Genomic DNA, 17479 nt, shown 5'->3' with positions numbered 1-17479 from the left:
GATAGGGGGCGGTTACATTATGAAAAGTGAATTTGCTTTTAAAGTTTTCTTAGTAACGACCTGTTTATTTATCGTGTATTTGTATGCATTTCTCGTTTTTTCTTTTTATGTTCCATATGTTGATTTAATATTGTTCTTCGGATTTATTTTGGCATTTGTGAAAGCAAGAGAAGGAGAGCGGAGTATATATCGGCGCATTACCCTATGCGGGACAGCTATTCTCGTTATTTTGTACTTTTTTATCATGCATGATTTTTGGAGAGGAATGTAAAAAAGCATACGAGTAATCGTATGCTTTTTATGTTTAATATTTTGGTTTAAATGTATGACAACAAGTTTCTACACTCGTTGCTACAGAACTTTCTAGCGTCTCGTTTGTTAAAACTGCACTTGTATACGATTCATTTTCAGTTTGACCTGTTTCATCCGCATCTGGCTGAACGATAATCGCATTTGCTTGACAAAAGTTACCTTGTCCCCAAAATGAACAATTGGAAACAGAGCATCTTACTTCTGGCATAAAACCCCCTCCTTATACATTAGTTTGGGATTTTACGCCCATTTCATGTGTAGAAGGAGTTTCCTTTTCTCGTTATTTTTTCGTTTGCTCCAGCCATTCTTTTAATTTGTCCTTCGGCTGTTCACCACTAATACGGCTTACTTCTTGGCCATCTTTAAAGTGAATGATTGTTGGAGTTCCTTTAATTTTATATTCATCCCAAGGAGCATCTATTTTTTCGATATCCATCACTTTCATATCAACGTTCAAGTCTTTAGCCATTGGTACTACGACAGGAGATAGCTTTTGACAATGAACACAAGATGTTTGATAAAAGTATACTGTTTCTTCTTTTTTCTCATTTAAATTCTTTTGAAGATCTGAAAGAGAGATTTTGTTTGTATAGTAGTCAGGACCATTTGTTTTACTATCAGTAGCATTATCAATTTTTTGGCTAGTAGCATTTTTTTCTTCCATTTGTGTGACAGCAAAAATTGCCGCAAATAAGGCGATAATAATACCACCAAATATAAGCATTTTTTTCATTGTTTCATCTCCTTATTTGTTTTTTATTACAATAAAACTACATACAGCGATTGTAATAAAGCCGATAAGTGCTAAAAACGGGATTGTAATAAAACCAAACCAGTTTATGAATTCTCCGGTGCAAGGTACACGGCCGCAAGCTGCTCCAGCAGCTGAAAATGCTGGGACTTTTTGAATTGCATAGTGATATAAAGAAATACAAGCACCAATACTTGCAATTGGTAAAGAATAACTTGCGATGCGATAATCTTTCTTTGCTATAGCGATACCAAGCCATAAAACGAATGGATACATAAAAATACGTTGATACCAACAAAGTACACAAGGTTCAAATTTCATGATTTCGGAAAAATAAAGACTTCCTAGTGTAGCGATAAAAGAAGCTCCCCATGCGGTAAGTAAAGCATATTCTTGCTTTTTTTCTCGTCCCATATTTTATACCTCTCTTATAATAGTTACATACTAAATTATAGTATGAAGTGGTACAGAAAAGAAAGAAAAAATATGTTTATCAATAAAAGTTTTATAAGGAGAAACTTTTATTGATATGAACATTTTAAAAAAGCGCTATTCTCATAAAGAGAATAGCGCTATATTTTACATTTGAATTTGCTCTACTTCATCTATATGTGACTTTTGTGATGCATGGTCAATATATTGAAATAGGAGCTGCAATTGTTTATCAACTTCTGGTAGTTCTTTACTGTATTGATAAGCGTGTAAAAAATGTTCAATACGCTTAGAAAATAATTGATCGTTCGTTTGAACCATAAGAACGAGTAATTTATCCCAATTACAGCAATAAGTGTAATAGAGAGCTTTATCATAGTCGTTATATGTTTGCACTGTGTACCCTCCTTACTGAGGAGTTATATATAGTGTGTGACAAGCAAGGAGAAATACACTTGAAAGAATTTGTTAAGAAAAAAAGCGAATGAAAAGAAAAAACGAGGAATTTCCTCGTTTTTAAGCTTTCGGCATTGGCGTAGGTGTTGGCTTGCCATAGCCCTCTTTGTATTTATTGTCGATATAGTTGCGAATTTCAAGCGTTGATTTTCCTTTTTGTTTCATCGAAGCAGATTCAACAGCGATTTCTAAGCAATTGACACAAGTCGTTGCGTGGGAATCCCAAACAACTTCACCATTCTTTTTAATTTCACGAATAAAGCAGTTTTTATTATTTTTATGTCCTACACTTTCACCGCAACCGCAGTAACATGGAATCCAATCTAATAGCTCTGCATTTTGCCCAGCGACAGTGTAGATGTCTTTCATTTGTGGATCAAGCTTGTCTAGGAAGGTAGGAAGTGTGTCGACTCCTTTTGTTTTTTCTTGAATGTCAGCTTGCTGAGTGTGCGTGGCGTGGTCATGCTCTTCTTTTGATTCAGATGATTTTTTTTCATTTGTACTAGTAGCTCCGCATCCAGCAAGAATTAAACTCAGTACTGCAAGTAAAGAAAATACATATTTCTTCATACGCTTGTCCCCTTTACAAATGTATTAATCAAATTGTATCAGAGATTATGGTGTGTCGGGTGAAGATTTTTTTGACCGATTTTTGAAGCGCCATCGCACTGAATGAAATAGAAATAAAACCGGGATATAAGCATATACAATATATAAGCCAGCTTGAGATAGTACTGTATTTAATGTGTTGATACTTTCACGGTTTTTAAAAAATAAAGAAGCTATAAAAACGATGAAAATAAAAAACGGTAATGTAAATTTAAATGAAATATGAAATGAACGTTTCATCGTTTGACATGATGACCAAATAGTTAAACAAAGATTCGGCAAAATAATTAAAAACCAAACAAAAATAATAATATATTCAAACCGTTGAATGAAAGGAACTTTAATTATTTTTAACATCGTTAAAGTAGGCCAAATAGTATGATTTAATTGTCCTTCACTATAATACATAAAAGATACAATAGCTAAAACTACATAAATCAAAGTGCTAAAAAAAATTCCTGCATGAGCCCATCTTTTTAAAGAGTTTCCCTTTTCAATAAATGGATAGAAAATAAGAATTGTTTCAAAGCCGAGAAACTCTAATGCAGATTGTTTTGCAGATATAAGTATGTCAACAGGTGAATGTGTAAAAATAGGTAAAATATTACGGAAATGAGCATATTTCATTGGATAGATTAAAAAGAACACAACGAAAATAGGAAGTACAATACCCCAAAAACATATCCCTGTCACAGAACGGAAGCCACCTTTTATAATGTAGTAAGTGACTAATAAAAACATAAGGGTAAGTTTCCATAACTTAATGGTAGGGAAGATCCAAACTTGTATCACTTCCATATATGTACGGAGAACAGTAAGGCAAAATAATAAGCAATAAAGAGTGAAAATTACAGAAAATATAGAGCCAAACCATTTTCCGAAACTTGTTGTATGAATGCTAATTAAATCTCCATCTTTTTCTAACATTTTTAACATACAAAACAGCACAATATGGGTTGCAATTCCCGCAATAATAAGAGAAATCCAGGCATCATAACCAGCGTTTTTTAAAATTACACGTTGATATCCAAGAACTCCTATTCCAACTTGAAGCGAATGTAATAAAATAAATGCAAAGTATGGAGAGACTGTCTTTGCTTTATTCATTGTATTCATTGCTTATTTCACCTCACTATTCCCCGATTCCAGATTGTACAATATTAAGATCTAAATTTATATCCACCGCTACATTTTTATACATATTTCGAATTTGTTTTATATTCCATTTTCTCGTATGGCTTCTAATTTCGTCTCGTATTCCTAAAGGATCAATCTCCTTTTTTTGAAATTGTTTTATTAAATCTTCACAGTCTTTTTCAACATTTCGTTCAATTTGTTTCTTTATATAGTTGATATTAGTTTCTTTTCTTAAATCAATCCAATTAGGAGAGTTTTTAATTAAACCATTTAATTTTAAATGGATTTTTACTTTTGGTATGTCGCCAGTTTGATCTATATCATATTTATTTTTCCCAGCTAAGTTTTGTATAACAACCATACCTTTATGTTTATCCTTTGTTATTGCTGCTTCGTAACGTCCATTTTTCGTAGGATTAATAAGTAATTTTGCTAAAACAGAATGTCTTTTATCCGTATACATGACGACTTTATCACCTTTTAAAAAGGCAAGTCCTTTGACAGCGACAGAATGATTATCGTCCATTTTAATATAAGGGACGTAGGCATCACATACAGAGGAGTAATAATTATATAAAAAAACGTTTAATTCGGTTTGTGGAATGTTCTCATTTCTTATATTTTGCTCGAGTAAATCAGCAATATATAATGAACCATTTTTTTTTCCGTAATTTAAAAGTTCTTCAGCCGATCCATCTACAATTGCCAGTTGTACATCACGCCCGATATTTGGATCACGTTGTAAGTTAGTAATAATTTCTCCCATGCCACGCTCTCCTAGAGCTTTTCCAAATAGGACGACACGCATTTGACCTACAACAACATTGTGAGGAGATTTCGCATTTAGTCGTGAGGCAATTGTTTCAAGTGAACGAGCAGATGTTGATTGAGTCTCTGGCTTAGACTTTACACCATGTGTGTATTCTGGGAATAAGATAGTTCCTTGGAATTGTTTATTTTTTGTGATGTCAAATCCAGCAATATGAATAATACGCTGTGTATCCACTATATACGTTTGTGTACAGCCAGTTTGTAGAATGAAAAAGATAATAATAATGTACAATAAGAGTTTTTTCATTCCTTATCACCATCACGTTTTCGCTTTGCTTTGTTCGGATTATAGCGCCATTTTGATGTGGGTCTAAGGAAGGAAGGCCTTTGTGCCGTTTGACTAAATGGTAGTCGAAGGAAACCTTCTGCTGTACCTAAACCACGAAATGGATATAAAGGTAATAAATAAGGTGATCCAAGTGATTTTAATTTAATTAAATGAGCTAAAATAAATACAAATCCGACAATAAGGCCTAATCCTCCGAATGCACCGGCTAAAAGAATAAGTGGAAAGCGTAACAACCGAATAGTAGAAGACATCTTTACAGTCGGTGTTGTGAAAGATGCAAGGGCGGATAAAGCAACTGCAATTAATAAAATTGTACTCGTTAAAGCTGCCTCAACGGATGCTTGTCCAATTACAATCCCACCAACAATCCCAATCGTTTGTCCAACTTTTGTCGGTAAACGTGCTCCCGCTTCACGCAGCAATTCGATTGTAATTTCTAAAAAAAGTGCTTCTAGAATAGGCGGGAAAGGTACGTTAGCTCTCGAGAAAATAATAGGGCCTAGTAAGTCGGCAGGAATCATTTGATAATGATATGTTAAAGCTGCTGTATAAATGGCAGAGGAAAAAAGAGAAAATATAGCCCCAAAAAAACGAATGATACGAAAGAATGAACCAATCATCCACGGTAAATAATAGTCCTCTGGCGAAATAAAAAAATCTAGTAACGTTGTTGGGCCTGATAAAGCATAGGGAGAGCCATCTGTTAAAATTAAAACTTCCCCGCTAATTAATGCAAATATTGCTCGATCTAATCGTTCTGTAGGTAATAGAACAGGAAACGGTGAATTGCTATTATCACTAATAAATTGTTCAATCATAGTTGCGTCAAATGGGACATCAAAGTCAATGTCTTCTAGCCGTTGTATTGCGGTGTTGATAAATTGTTGATTTGTAACTCCTTCTATATAAGCAACTGCTACTTTCGTTTTTGACATAGATCCGACGGTAACTTCTTTAAATATGAGTTGCTCCGTGACAATATTTCGGCGTAATAAGTGTATATTTGTATCAAGGTTTTCAACGAAACCGATTTTAGGCCCAATTACGCTATATTCATTTTCTGTATCGTTATTTAATCGCATTCCTAAAACAGTACTTTCGGCACGAATTAAAGCATATTGATCGGGATTCGAATTGTTTTTTAAGCGTATTAAAATATATCCACCTAATAATTTCTCACGAATATCATCAATAGAAGGGGAGGTAATAATATCTTCAATAGAGATGATATTACATAAATCAGAGATGTTTTGGATTCGATCCGATTCCTTTTTTAGAGGAGTTAAAATAAATTGTTTAATAATAAGTGCTTCCACGACAGATTTATAATAAAACAAGCATAATGTTTCATTTTCAAGTACGTTATAAGAGACAAAATCGCTAGATTCTGTCATGCTTTGTATAAATTCTGGAATAGAACAAAGTGTTTTTGGATTAGTCTTTTTGGATTTCTTAGATGATAAACCGAACATTTTCTCACCCCTAACATATATCATTTACTTGTGTTAGTTTTTGGGAAAGACGGGAATTTATACTTGAAAATTGAAAGTTCATAAAGAAAAGGAAGAGTATTGAAAATCTCTTCCTTTTTGGTGTATTAATTTGTTTTCTTTTCCTTAATCGACTTTACTAATTTAATCATTTCTGCTCGTATATCTTCTTTTTTTACATTTAATTTTTCAGCAATTTGTTTCATATCCATTCCGTCTTTTTTCATTTTTAGTACATCGTCAAGAGGGGTATTACTTTTTTTAGAGATGATTGTTAATACTGTGAGCTGACGTAATCCGATATTATATTCTTTCATTTTCTGTTTTAGTCCGTCTGGTGTAGATTTTTGCATATTTGCTAATTCTTGCAGTAGTGCTTTTTTCGTTTCTTTATCCATATGATGCTTTTTCAATTTACTTGGATCTACGCCGAAATGCTCAGCTGTTTTCTCCCAAGATTTATTTTGTTTATAGTAAGCTAAAACGTCTTTTATTTCTTTTTTACTCATTCTTGCAATGTGAGCAGCTTTCCAAATTTCATGTTTGTTATAGCCGAGTTTTTCGAGCGACTGCATTTCTTCTTCGGAAATTGGTTTATGATGATGGAAGGTTACTTCTTTTGGCGTGGCAGCGTAAGTAGGGAGGACGGTTGCCCCGAATAATAATGCTGCCATGGTCATACTTACTGCAATTTTTTTGTACATATAAATTCCTCCTAGATGGATAATGTGGAAAACTGTACATATATCATTTCCATAAAATGTGAAATACTTGTGAACAAATCAAGTTTTTTTATTCACAATATGAAATGATGTTTTTTGAAAGTTTTCCAACATAAAACATTGATTAATAGTAAAAAACTAAGGTATAATCGAAATTGAAAATCAATATCAATAATAAACGTATACATATAGATAAAAATAAGGGAGAGAAAAATATGACTACATATACTTCCATCGCAAATGTGATTAAAGAAAGACGTTCTGTTCGTACATTTACAGATAAAGCAGTAGATAAAGAGTTATTAATTGAACTATTAAACGACGCAACGTGGGCACCGAATCATAAACATCGTGAACCATGGAATTGTAAATTATACATTGGAGAAGGCCGTCAGAAATTAGTGGACGCAGTATTAAACTCGTTCACAGAAGAAGAAAGAGCGAAACGCGGTAAAATTTTATCGGATCGTTTCTTAAGCACACCTGCACAAATCGTTGTGTATATAAATGAAGATCCTCGTCAAATTCAACGTGACGAAGATTACGCTGCAACATGCGCATTTATGCAAAACTTCCAGCTTCTTGCTTGGGAACGTGGATTAGGTTGTGTTTGGAAATCAGGCGGATTAAACTACAATCCATTATTTATAGAAGGACTTGGTTTAACAAGAGGTCAACGCATCGTTGGAATTCTTCACCTTGGCTATTTCGATAAAGCACCAGAAGGGAAAGCTCGTACGCCGATTACGGAGAAGATGGAGATTATTGAAGGTTAATAGATGAGACATTCTCGTTTTTATGAGGATGTCTTTTTATTATGCAATCAATCCTCATGAAAGCTTGTTCTCAATCATACACTTTCTTAAGGGAAAGTGTAAGGAGGGAAAATAATGAGAGCAAGTGACGATAAAGCACTGCAATATGCGATTGCGGAAATTACAGAAATTGCGACTGGATTTGGGCTTGATTTTTATCCGATGCGTTATGAAATATGTCCAGCGGAAATTATTTATACATTTGGTGCATATGGGATGCCGACGAGATTTTCACATTGGAGTTTTGGGAAGCAATTTTTCAGAATGAAATTACAATACGATCTAGGTCTCAGTAAAATATACGAACTCGTTATTAACTCTGATCCATGTTATGCCTTTTTATTAGATACAAACTCGTTAATTCAAAATAAATTAATTGTAGCGCACGTTTTAGCACACTGTGATTTCTTTAAAAATAATATTCGTTTTTCAAATACGAAGCGAGATATGGTAGAAAGTATGTCAGCGACAGCTGAACGGGTGAAAGCGTATGAGCATAAGTACGGAAAGGCAGAAGTAGAAACGTTTTTGGATGCCGTACTTGCTATTCAAGAGCATATTGATCCGTCGCTTATGCGTCCGAAACTTGCGTGGAGTATTGATGATTTAGAAGAAGAAGTAGAAAAGAAAAAGGCATCACAATATGATGACCTATGGAATTTAGATGATCGAAATAAAAAGAGGGAACGTCCCAATGTACGTAAAAAGAAGAAAATTCCACCGAAACCAGAAAAAGACTTACTCCTCTTTATTGAAGAATATAGCCGTGAACTAGAAGAGTGGCAACGAGATATATTAACGATGATGCGTGAGGAAATGCTGTATTTCTGGCCGCAGCTTGAAACGAAGATTATGAACGAAGGCTGGGCATCATACTGGCATCAACGCATCCTCCGCGAAATGGACTTAACATCTGATGAAGCAATCGAATTTGCGAAATTAAATGCAGGTGTCGTTCAGCCATCAAAAACGAGTATTAACCCATACTACCTCGGTATTAAAATGTTTGAAGATATTGAAGAACGCTACAACAACCCGACAGAAGAAATGAAACGAAGAGGCGTTAAACCAGGATCTGGTCGAGACAAAATCTTTGAAGTACGCGAAATTGAATGGGACGTATCGTTCTTAAGAAACTACTTAAATAAAGATCTCGTAATGAGAGAAGATATGTACTTATTCCAGCGCCAAGGAAAAGAATATAAAGTAATAGATAAAGAGTGGGAACATGTACGTGATCAGCTCGTAAATATGCGGACAAATGGCGGCTTCCCATATTTAGTAGTAGAAGACGGGGACTACTTAAAGAACGGAGAATTGTACATTAAACATAGCTACGAAGGAATCGAGCTCGATTTAAAATACTTAGAAAAAGTATTACCATATCTTCATCAGTTGTGGGGAAGAACGGTGCATATGGAGTCGATTGTGGAGAGTAAGGGCGTTGTGTTTTCTTATGATGGGAAGATGGTGCATCGGAAGTATGTGTGAGGGGAAGAACGGACATAGGATACTGTGTCCGTTCTTTTCTTTGAAAAATTAATTTATATTTTTTACTTAAAGTAAAGAATATGAATTATTGTTTGAGTTTGTTAAGTCAATATAATTGATAATGATTATTATTATTAATTACATTGACTTCTAAAAAAAGAAAAACTAGAATTTATAAAGGGATCTTCAATTGTTCGCTACCATTTGTATAGGAGGTAAGTTATGTTGGATAGCTTTATTTCTATAAGATGTAGGTTGGCTCTTTATAGTTTTGGTGTTCTTTTTATCTTTTTTTGTACAGTATTTTTGGTGAATCAGAAGGTGTATGCAGAAGATGTACCGTGGACATCAGTTTCAAATGAGGCAGAACGTGTACTTTTTCAAGAACAATCTTTGTATAGTAATGATCGAAGGGGAGAAGATCTTGTTTCACCTTCATTTGAAGGGCGTAAACATGGTGGGGAAGATTGGGGATACTTATTAAGAGACAGTAATTTTAATTATCCATCTAATATTCTTACACATTCTATAATAGGAAGAGATGATCGAATTAGAGTTACTGATACAACTTTGTATCCTTATAGGGCTATAGTACAATTAGTAATTCAATTTAATGGACAAGAGGTTTATGGATGTACAGGAGCGCTAATTAGTAAAGATACAGTATTTACAGCTGGGCACTGTGTTTATAATAAAAAGCTTGGTGGATGGGCAGAAAATGTTATTGTGACTCCTGGTAGAAATGGAAACCAAGCACCGTATTTGCCTTATAGTTGGACAAAGCTTTATTCAGTAAGTGGATGGACTGATGATGGAGATTCGGAATTTGATTATGGAGCCATTAAATTAAATGGATCTCCTGGAGGTTATACAGGTTGGTTAGGATATAGAACTACTAATGTAGAGTCTCCAAAGGGGTTACTCGCAGTAGTTCCAGGGTATCCGTGTGAATAAAGTAGGAAATGAAAAATATACTATGTGGACAGATTATGGACCAATTGAAGGCACTAGTCCTAGAATGTTAACATATAGGATGGACACTTATGGATGTCAAAGTGGAGCACCTGTATATCATGACTATTCTCGTACGGGTGTAACAATAATAGCTACCCATACAGTAGGAAGTAATTCTTGGAATTCTGGAAACCGGGTGACAGACGATGTTTTTAATAATCTTAAAAAATGGTCTGAATAAATATAATAAGATTTTATGGATTTTATGTTGTGTATTGGTCATCATCATAATGTCTAGTTCTATAGCAAATAATGAAAAGAAGTTTAGTAAGGTTGTTAATTCTGTAACGTTTTATGTGAAAAATAAAGAAAAACAGCCAATAAAAGATTTTGAAATTATACTTATGAAAGACGAATCACCTGAACCGAGTAAAGAAATTGGGGTCTCAATAGGGAAAACAGACGAAGAAGGAAAAGTTATTTGGAGGAATGTGAGGACGGGAAAATATATCGTATTTTTGCCAAATAAAGAGACAGAGATTGTTATGATTAATGACAGAGATGAAACGAAAAAAATAAACATATCATTGTAGAAAACGAATCCGTTGGGATCCGTTTTCTCAGGTTGTGGCATTAAAGAATTTTACGTGGAATGGATCTAGCCTTATGTGAAGAAGCTATTGATTTTGAAAATTTAAATACAGGTATATTTCAGTTATTAAAAACGTGTATTTATACATTGGTTTAATCGTACAGAAAGTTATAGAACTATACGTAAAAGAACTTGGAGATATCTAAGTTCTTTTTTATATCGCTATTTGCCGGGTAGTAAGACCCCCACCTCAAAATTCAGCGGAAACAAAGAAGTTAGGTGGGGAATCAACTGTCCGTAAAAGCCCGATTGGTGAGGGCTGACTAAAGTTTCACTTTATTTGTTTCAAATTTGTGAAAGAAAGACATATTGATTGAAATTAAATTTTTTATAATTTATTCTATACCCATACAGGTATATGTTTTGTGTATGTGATACATGAGAAATTTAAATAATAAATAATATGGAGGTTTGAAATATGTCTAGAAAAATTATAGTAGTAGGCGGAGTTGCTGGCGGGGCATCAGTGGCTGCAAGGCTTCGTCGTTTAAGTGAAGAAGATGAAATTATTATGGTTGAGCGCGGTGAATACATTTCATTTGCAAATTGTGGATTACCATATTATATTGGCGGTGTCATTACAGAAAGACAAAAATTATTAGTACAAACTGTTGAAAGAATGTCGAAGCGTTTTAATTTAGATATACGTGTATTGAGTGAAGTAGTAAAGATTAATAAAGAAGAGAAAACAATTACGATAAAGAATGTAACTACAAATGAAACATATAACGAGGAATATGATATTTTAATTCTTTCGCCAGGGGCAAAACCAATCGTTCCACCTATTCCAGGTATTGAAGAAGCGAAGGCAATGTTTACGTTACGAAATGTACCTGATACAGATCGTATTAAAGCGTATATTGATGAGAAGAAACCACGTCATGCGACGGTTGTTGGTGGTGGATTTATTGGAGTTGAAATGGTTGAAAACTTAAGAGAACGAGGAATGGATGTTACTGTTGTAGAGATGGCAAATCAAGTAATGCCACCAATTGATTATGAAATGGCAGCATATGTACATGAGCATATGAAAAAGCACAATGTTGAGCTTGTTTTTGAAGATGGTGTAGATGCAATAGAAGAGAACGGGACTGTTATACGTTTAAAAAGTGGTTCAATCATAAATACAGATATGATTATTTTAGCAATTGGTGTGCAACCAGAGAGTAGTTTAGCGAAGGATGCAGGGTTAGCGCTAGGAGTTAGAGGAACGATAAAGGTAGATGAGAGTTTTCAAACGTTGGACCCGCACATATATGCAATTGGTGATGCGATTGAAGTGAAAGATTTTGTTACAGAAACAGAGACAATGATTCCTTTAGCGTGGCCAGCTAATCGTCAAGGTCGCATGTTAGCAGATATTATTCATGGCCATACAGATTCTTTATATAAAGGTACGATGGGAACTTCTGTAGCTAAAGTTTTTGATTTAACAGTTGCCGCGACGGGCGTAAATGAGAAAATATTAAAACGATTAAATATACCCTATGAGGTAGTACATGTACAGGCGAATTCGCATGCGGGATATTATCCGAATGCTACGCCAGTGCTAATAAAATTAATTTTTAATAAAGAAAGCGGAAAAATGTATGGGGCGCAGGCATTAGGGCGTGACGGTGTAGATAAGCGTATTGATGTTATCGCAACGGCAATGAAGGCAAACTTAACTGTAATCGATTTGCCGGATTTAGAATTATCATATGCCCCGCCATATTCTTCTGCAAAAGACCCAGTAAACATGGTGGGGTATGCAGCAAGTAATATAGTAGATGGTTTCGTGGACACAGTACAATGGCATGAAATAGATCGTATTGTTGAAAATGGTGGATATCTTATTGATGTTCGAGAGCCGAATGAACTCAAACAAGGAATGATGGAAGGTTCTATTAATATTCCCTTAGATGAGTTACGTGATCGCTTGGATGAAGTACCGGTAGATAAAGAAATATATATTACTTGTCAACTTGGTATGAGAGGTTATGTTGCAGCACGCATGTTAATGGAAAAAGGATATAAGGTAAAGAACGTAGATGGTGGCTTTAAATTGTATGGGACAGTATTACCAGAACGTGTTGTATATTAATATTTTTCATCTTCCACTTTAAAATTTGGTGGGAGATGAAAGCTTATATAGTAAGGTTTTACTTCTTATTTTGTGAACATATAAGATAAATATTAAAAATAGGGGTTTACAAAATACCCTATAGGGTATAATATATTGTCATAAGCTATAAATAGTGACATAATGGTAATGAGGTGATTATAGAATGGAATATAATCAAGATATGAAAAATAGATTGAAACGTATAGAAGGGCAAGTTCGTGGTGTACTTCGTATGATGGAAGAAGGAAAAGATTGCCGAGAGGTTATTACACAGTTAACGGCATCTCGTTCTGCGCTAGATCGTACAATTGGACTTGTTGTTGGGACAAATTTAGAGCAATGTTTGCGTGAGCAGTTTGAAAGCGGTAATGGTTCAAATGAAGAGTTAATAAAAGAAGCTGTTCAATTACTTGTAAAAAGCCGATAATCTGTCAGACATAATTGTTGACAGATTTTCAAAAACATTTTAATATACCCCTGCAGGTATATGTATATAAATTATGGAGGAATCGACTATGAGTATAAAAGTGGATATGAATCTAGATTGTAAAGGTTTGGCTTGCCCGATGCCGATTGTAAAGACGAAGAAGGCGATGGAAGGATTGACGTCAGGGCAAGTGATTGAAGTTCAGGCAACAGATAAAGGGTCTACTGTAGATATACAAAGTTGGGCGAGTAAAGTAGGTCATCAATATATTGGTACGAAACAAGAAGGTGATGTATTGATGCATTATGTTAGAAAAGCAAATGAGCATGAAATGAATGAAATAGTGAAATATCCTCATACAATTACGAATTCGGAATTGGAAGAGATAGTATTAGGTGGTGAAGAGTGTATTATAGTAGATGTTCGTGAAGCGGCGGAATTTGCTTTTGGTCATATTCCATCGGCTATTTCAGTTCCATTAGGCGAACTTGGTAGTGCGGAATTAGATCAGACGAAGCAAATTTACGTTGTTTGTCGAACTGGTAACCGTAGTGATGTAGCTTGTCACATGTTGAAAGAGAAAGGTTATGCAAATGTGAAAAATGTCATTCCAGGCATGTTAGAGTGGCAAGGGAATGTGGAAAAATAAAATTTTTTAAATAAAAATATACCTATGGGGGTAATGAAATGAATGTTAAAGCATTACAAGCAAAAGATGTTGCAGAGAAAGTTTTATTTGGAGAGTTGTTTATTTTAGATGTTCGTAATGAGGCGGATTATGAAGGTTGGAAAATTGAAGGAAAAGAAGTTACTTCAATGAATGTGCCGTACTTTGATTTATTAGAGGGTGTAGATCATATTGTCAGTGAACTACCTAAAGATAAAGATGTTTTAGTAGTATGTGCAAAAGAAGGGTCTTCTATATTTGTGGCAGAGCAATTAACAGAGGCTGGATTAGAAAATATTTATTATTTATCTGGTGGTATGAAGGCTTGGAGTGAATATGTAAAGCCTATAAAAGTGGGAGATTTAAAAGATGGCGGAAGTATGTATCAGTTTAACCGCCTTGGAAAAGGTTGCTTATCATATATGGTTATTTCAAACGGTGAAGCAGCAGTTATTGATGCAGTAAGAACAGTTGAAGCGTACGAAGAGTTTGCGAAAGAGCATGGCGTTACGATTACGAATGTAATGGATACACATTTACATGCAGACCATATTTCTGGCGGACGTAAGTTAGCGGAAAAAGTAGGTGGTACGTATTGGTTACCGCCAAAAGATGCAGAGGAAGTTGTGTTCTCATATAAACCGCTTGTTGAAGGATCTGTTATTACGGTGGGGGGTACTAAAATTGAAATTGACGCATTATACTCACCGGGGCATACGATTGGAAGTACGTCATTTATTGTAGATGATTCCTATTTATTATCAGGTGATATTTTATTTGTAGATTCAATTGGGCGTCCAGACCTTGCTGGAAAGGCTGAAGATTGGGTAAGTGATTTACGTACTACTTTGTATAGCCGATATAAAGAACTATCTCAAAACTTAGTTGTGTTACCGGCTCATTATTCAAAAATAAGTGAAATGGACGAGAGTGGTATTGTTAGTGCTAAATTAAAAGATTTATTTGCGTATAATGCAGGATTAAATATTGAGGATGAGGGAGAGTTTCGTAAAGTTGTAACGGAGAATTTACCACCTCAACCGAATGCATATCAAGAAATTCGTCAAACAAATATGGGGCGATTAAATCCAAGTCAAGACGAAGAGCGTGAAATGGAGATTGGTCCAAATCGTTGTGCAGTTCATGAATAATAAAATAAATAAAAAATGGAGGAATAGATGATGAATGTAAAACAAGTATTAGATGCGAAAGGTTTAGCATGTCCAATGCCGATTGTAAGAACGAAGAAAGCGATGGAAGCATTACAATCAGGAGAAGTGTTAGAAGTACATTTAACAGATAAAGGTGCGATTAAAGATATTCCAGCATGGTCACAAAAAGGCGGTCATGAAGTGTTAAAGCATACAGAAGAAGAAGGCGAATTAAAGTTCTGGATTAAGAAGGCTTAATTATAAAAAAAGGAGGTATATAAGATGAAAGTGAAAGAAGTATTAGATGTAAAAGGATTAGCATGTCCAATGCCGATTGTAAAAACAAAGAAGGCGATGGAAGCATTACAATCAGGAGAAGTGTTAGAAGTACACTTAACAGATAAAGGTGCGATTAAAGATATTCCAGCATGGTCACAAAAAGGCGGTCATGAAGTGTTAAAGCACACGGAAGAATCTGGTGAATTAAAGTTCTGGATCAAGAAAGCATAGCATTTCAATAATAAGTGGAAGATTACATCCGCTGCTTATTATTGAAAGTAAAGAGGATAATCATATATGTCTTATATAGTTATATCTCTAATAGTATGGATGCTAGGAAGTTTAGTAAAACGTTACATTCCGGTTTTAAATGTTGCATATATTTCGTTAGAACAAGTAAGGGAAATGGAAAGTGTTGTTGTAGATGTACGCAATTATACAGAGAGTCACAGTGATAACACTTCTAAAATTATGTGTATACCGTATGCGTATTTAAAACGGTATTATCATGAAATACCAAATAAGTCTTTGCATCTTATTGTTCATAATAAAGTGGATCGGAATTTAAGTGTTCGTTTTTTAAGAAAGAAAGGGTTCCATATTCAAAGCTATAGTATATATTTGGACGGGAAAAAAGAACAGAAGGAGTTTAAATAGTTTTATGGATGTAAAGACAATATTGAATGTAATCTTAATTGTACTTGTATCGTGGTTTATTATTTCTCGCTTCTTACCAGTTAGAGGAGTAAAAAGTATTTCAGGAAAAGATTTAAAACGTATGATGGGGCAAAGGAATAAACAATTTATCGATGTGCGTACAGTAGGTGAGTATAGAGGAAATCATATGAAAGGATTTCAAAATGTCCCGTTAAATGAGTTATCTAGTAAAGCAAGTCAGTTAGATAAAAATAAGGAAGTAATCGTTATTTGTCAGAGCGGGATGAGAAGTAAGCAAGCAGCAAAGGTATTAAAGAAATTAGGATTTCAGCACATTATCAATGTTTCAGGCGGTATGAATGGTTTGTGAGGAGGAAATTTAAAATGAAAGAAATGACAGCAAAAGAATTAGAAGAAAAATTGTTACGTGAAGAAGCAATAAATATTGTGGACGTACGTGAAGTAGAAGAAGTAGCCGAAGGGAAAATTCTAGAAGCGTGTAATATTCCACTAGGACTATTAGAGTTTCGTATGCATGAGTTGGATAAAAAGAAAGAGTATATTATCGTTTGTCGTTCTGGCGGAAGAAGTGCACGAGCAGTTCAGTTTTTAGAGAACTACGGTTTTCAAGCAATCAATATGGTAGGTGGTATGTTAGCATGGGAAGGTAAAGTCGTATAGTACAGAGATACATGATTTGAGCCTTTTTACAAATGACAAATACCCCTATAGGTAATTGGAGGGAGAACAATATGGAACAACAGAAGAAAACAACAATCGTTTTATTTAGCGGAGATTATGATAAAGCAATGGCTGCTTATATTATTGCAAATGGTGCAGCGGCATATGATCAAGAGGTAACTATTTTTCATACCTTTTGGGGATTAAATGCTTTAAGGAAAGATGAGCATGTGAAGGTAAAGAAAACTTTCATCGAAAAAGTATTTGGAAAGATGATGCCACGCGGTGCGGATAAGATGGGATTATCGAAAATGAATTTTGCAGGTATGGGACCAAAGATGATTAAAGGTATTATGAAAAAACATAATGCGATGCCTTTACCAGATTTAATCGATTTGGCGAAAGAACAAGGGATTAAACTTGTCGCTTGTCAAATGACAGTAGATTTATTAGGGTTAAAGGAGGAAGAGATTATGGAAGGGGTAGAGTTTGCAGGAGTAGGAGCTTATTTAGCAGATGCTTCGGATGGAAATGTAAACTTATTCATTTAATTCACCTTCTTTCTAGAAGGG

At 34.6% G+C, this 17479-nt stretch carries 23 protein-coding genes and 1 pseudogene; 15 read left to right on the top strand and 9 right to left on the bottom strand.

Translation table 11 applies throughout. From position 1 onward, the window contains the following. Positions 1-19: 19 nt before the first annotated feature. Entirely contained in the window at positions 20-271 is a 252-nt protein-coding gene (locus Q9B79_RS25935) for a hypothetical protein (RefSeq protein WP_306188795.1), read from the top strand. A 33-nt stretch (positions 272-304) separates the two neighbouring features. Here Q9B79_RS25935 and Q9B79_RS25930 read toward each other — a convergent pair whose 3' ends face one another. The 9 genes from Q9B79_RS25930 to Q9B79_RS25890 all read right to left on the bottom strand — a co-directional run bounded on the left by Q9B79_RS25930 (position 305) and on the right by Q9B79_RS25890 (position 7011). Continuing rightward, positions 305-520: a DUF1540 domain-containing protein gene (locus Q9B79_RS25930; protein WP_306188793.1), complete on the bottom strand. Its 216-nt coding sequence runs from the start codon at positions 518-520 to the stop codon at positions 305-307. Between the two features lie 72 nt (positions 521-592). Next, complete coding sequence (locus Q9B79_RS25925; protein WP_306188791.1) at positions 593-1045, bottom strand: thioredoxin family protein; 453 nt, start codon at positions 1043-1045, stop codon at positions 593-595. A 12-nt stretch (positions 1046-1057) separates the two neighbouring features. Continuing rightward, positions 1058-1477, bottom strand: coding sequence for a disulfide formation protein C (locus Q9B79_RS25920; protein WP_306188789.1), 420 nt, complete (start codon positions 1475-1477; stop codon positions 1058-1060). Positions 1478-1642: 165 nt separating this feature from the next. After that, positions 1643-1891, bottom strand: coding sequence for a YhdB family protein (locus Q9B79_RS25915; protein WP_048526289.1), 249 nt, complete (start codon positions 1889-1891; stop codon positions 1643-1645). Positions 1892-2011: 120 nt separating this feature from the next. Further along, positions 2012-2521 carry a PCYCGC domain-containing protein gene (locus Q9B79_RS25910; protein ID WP_140968545.1) on the bottom strand — a complete coding sequence of 170 codons (510 nt, stop codon included), beginning with the start codon at positions 2519-2521 and terminating at the stop codon, positions 2012-2014. 45 nt (positions 2522-2566) lie between these two features. Beyond that, positions 2567-3676, bottom strand: coding sequence for a GerAB/ArcD/ProY family transporter (locus tag Q9B79_RS25905; protein WP_306188786.1), 1110 nt, complete (start codon positions 3674-3676; stop codon positions 2567-2569). A gap of 16 nt (positions 3677-3692) precedes the next feature. Next, the gene (locus tag Q9B79_RS25900) at positions 3693-4775 is read right to left on the bottom strand and encodes a Ger(x)C family spore germination protein (RefSeq protein WP_306188784.1); all 1083 of its coding nucleotides are present in this window, start codon (positions 4773-4775) and stop codon (positions 3693-3695) included. After that, positions 4772-6289, bottom strand: a complete 1518-nt coding sequence (locus Q9B79_RS25895) for a spore germination protein (protein WP_306188782.1) — start codon at positions 6287-6289, stop codon at positions 4772-4774. Before Q9B79_RS25895 ends, Q9B79_RS25900 begins: the two co-directional genes overlap by 4 nt. Before the next feature lie 125 nt (positions 6290-6414). Beyond that, positions 6415-7011: a hypothetical protein gene (locus Q9B79_RS25890; RefSeq protein ID WP_306188780.1), complete on the bottom strand. Its 597-nt coding sequence runs from the start codon at positions 7009-7011 to the stop codon at positions 6415-6417. A gap of 233 nt (positions 7012-7244) precedes the next feature. Between Q9B79_RS25890 and Q9B79_RS25885 the strand changes: the two genes are divergently transcribed. The 14 genes and pseudogenes from Q9B79_RS25885 to Q9B79_RS25820 all read left to right on the top strand — a co-directional run bounded on the left by Q9B79_RS25885 (position 7245) and on the right by Q9B79_RS25820 (position 17458). Then, complete coding sequence (locus Q9B79_RS25885; RefSeq protein WP_000214810.1) at positions 7245-7805, top strand: nitroreductase family protein; 561 nt, start codon at positions 7245-7247, stop codon at positions 7803-7805. A gap of 114 nt (positions 7806-7919) precedes the next feature. Then, positions 7920-9335 (top strand): stage V sporulation protein SpoVR, encoded by a 1416-nt coding sequence (spoVR, locus tag Q9B79_RS25880; protein ID WP_306188778.1) that lies wholly within the window; start codon positions 7920-7922, stop codon positions 9333-9335. Positions 9336-9557: 222 nt separating this feature from the next. Beyond that, positions 9558-10530 (top strand): annotated as a pseudogene (locus Q9B79_RS25875) (trypsin-like serine peptidase). Continuing rightward, entirely contained in the window at positions 10496-10882 is a 387-nt protein-coding gene (locus Q9B79_RS25870; RefSeq protein WP_306188776.1) for a DUF2606 family protein, read from the top strand. Before Q9B79_RS25875 ends, Q9B79_RS25870 begins: the two are co-directional and overlap by 35 nt. Before the next feature lie 477 nt (positions 10883-11359). Beyond that, positions 11360-13024 (top strand): CoA-disulfide reductase, encoded by a 1665-nt coding sequence (gene cdr, locus Q9B79_RS25865; RefSeq protein WP_306188774.1) that lies wholly within the window; start codon positions 11360-11362, stop codon positions 13022-13024. A 184-nt stretch (positions 13025-13208) separates the two neighbouring features. Further along, positions 13209-13472, top strand: coding sequence for a metal-sensitive transcriptional regulator (locus tag Q9B79_RS25860; protein WP_000456206.1), 264 nt, complete (start codon positions 13209-13211; stop codon positions 13470-13472). Positions 13473-13560: 88 nt separating this feature from the next. Beyond that, positions 13561-14121, top strand: a complete 561-nt coding sequence (locus Q9B79_RS25855) for a sulfurtransferase TusA family protein (protein WP_306188771.1) — start codon at positions 13561-13563, stop codon at positions 14119-14121. 38 nt (positions 14122-14159) lie between these two features. After that, on the top strand, positions 14160-15290 hold the full coding sequence (locus Q9B79_RS25850) for an MBL fold metallo-hydrolase (protein WP_306188769.1): 1131 nt from the start codon (positions 14160-14162) through the stop codon (positions 15288-15290). 27 nt (positions 15291-15317) lie between these two features. Then, complete coding sequence (locus tag Q9B79_RS25845) at positions 15318-15548, top strand: sulfurtransferase TusA family protein (RefSeq protein ID WP_306188767.1); 231 nt, start codon at positions 15318-15320, stop codon at positions 15546-15548. A gap of 24 nt (positions 15549-15572) precedes the next feature. Then, positions 15573-15800: a sulfurtransferase TusA family protein gene (locus Q9B79_RS25840; RefSeq protein WP_000864996.1), complete on the top strand. Its 228-nt coding sequence runs from the start codon at positions 15573-15575 to the stop codon at positions 15798-15800. A gap of 66 nt (positions 15801-15866) precedes the next feature. Next, positions 15867-16226, top strand: coding sequence for a sulfurtransferase (locus Q9B79_RS25835; RefSeq protein WP_306188765.1), 360 nt, complete (start codon positions 15867-15869; stop codon positions 16224-16226). Between the two features lie 4 nt (positions 16227-16230). Continuing rightward, positions 16231-16596 (top strand): rhodanese-like domain-containing protein, encoded by a 366-nt coding sequence (locus tag Q9B79_RS25830; protein WP_306188763.1) that lies wholly within the window; start codon positions 16231-16233, stop codon positions 16594-16596. 14 nt (positions 16597-16610) lie between these two features. Then, the gene (locus Q9B79_RS25825; RefSeq protein WP_306188762.1) at positions 16611-16907 is read left to right on the top strand and encodes a rhodanese-like domain-containing protein; all 297 of its coding nucleotides are present in this window, start codon (positions 16611-16613) and stop codon (positions 16905-16907) included. A gap of 71 nt (positions 16908-16978) precedes the next feature. Further along, positions 16979-17458 (top strand): DsrE/DsrF/DrsH-like family protein, encoded by a 480-nt coding sequence (locus Q9B79_RS25820; RefSeq protein ID WP_000437728.1) that lies wholly within the window; start codon positions 16979-16981, stop codon positions 17456-17458. Positions 17459-17479 lie beyond the last annotated feature (21 nt).

Origin of the sequence: Bacillus sp. MHSD_36 (genome assembly GCF_030757775.1) — a bacterium.
Lineage (GTDB): Bacteria > Bacillota > Bacilli > Bacillales > Bacillaceae_G > Bacillus_A.
This window is presented reverse-complemented; position numbering and strand designations above follow the sequence as displayed.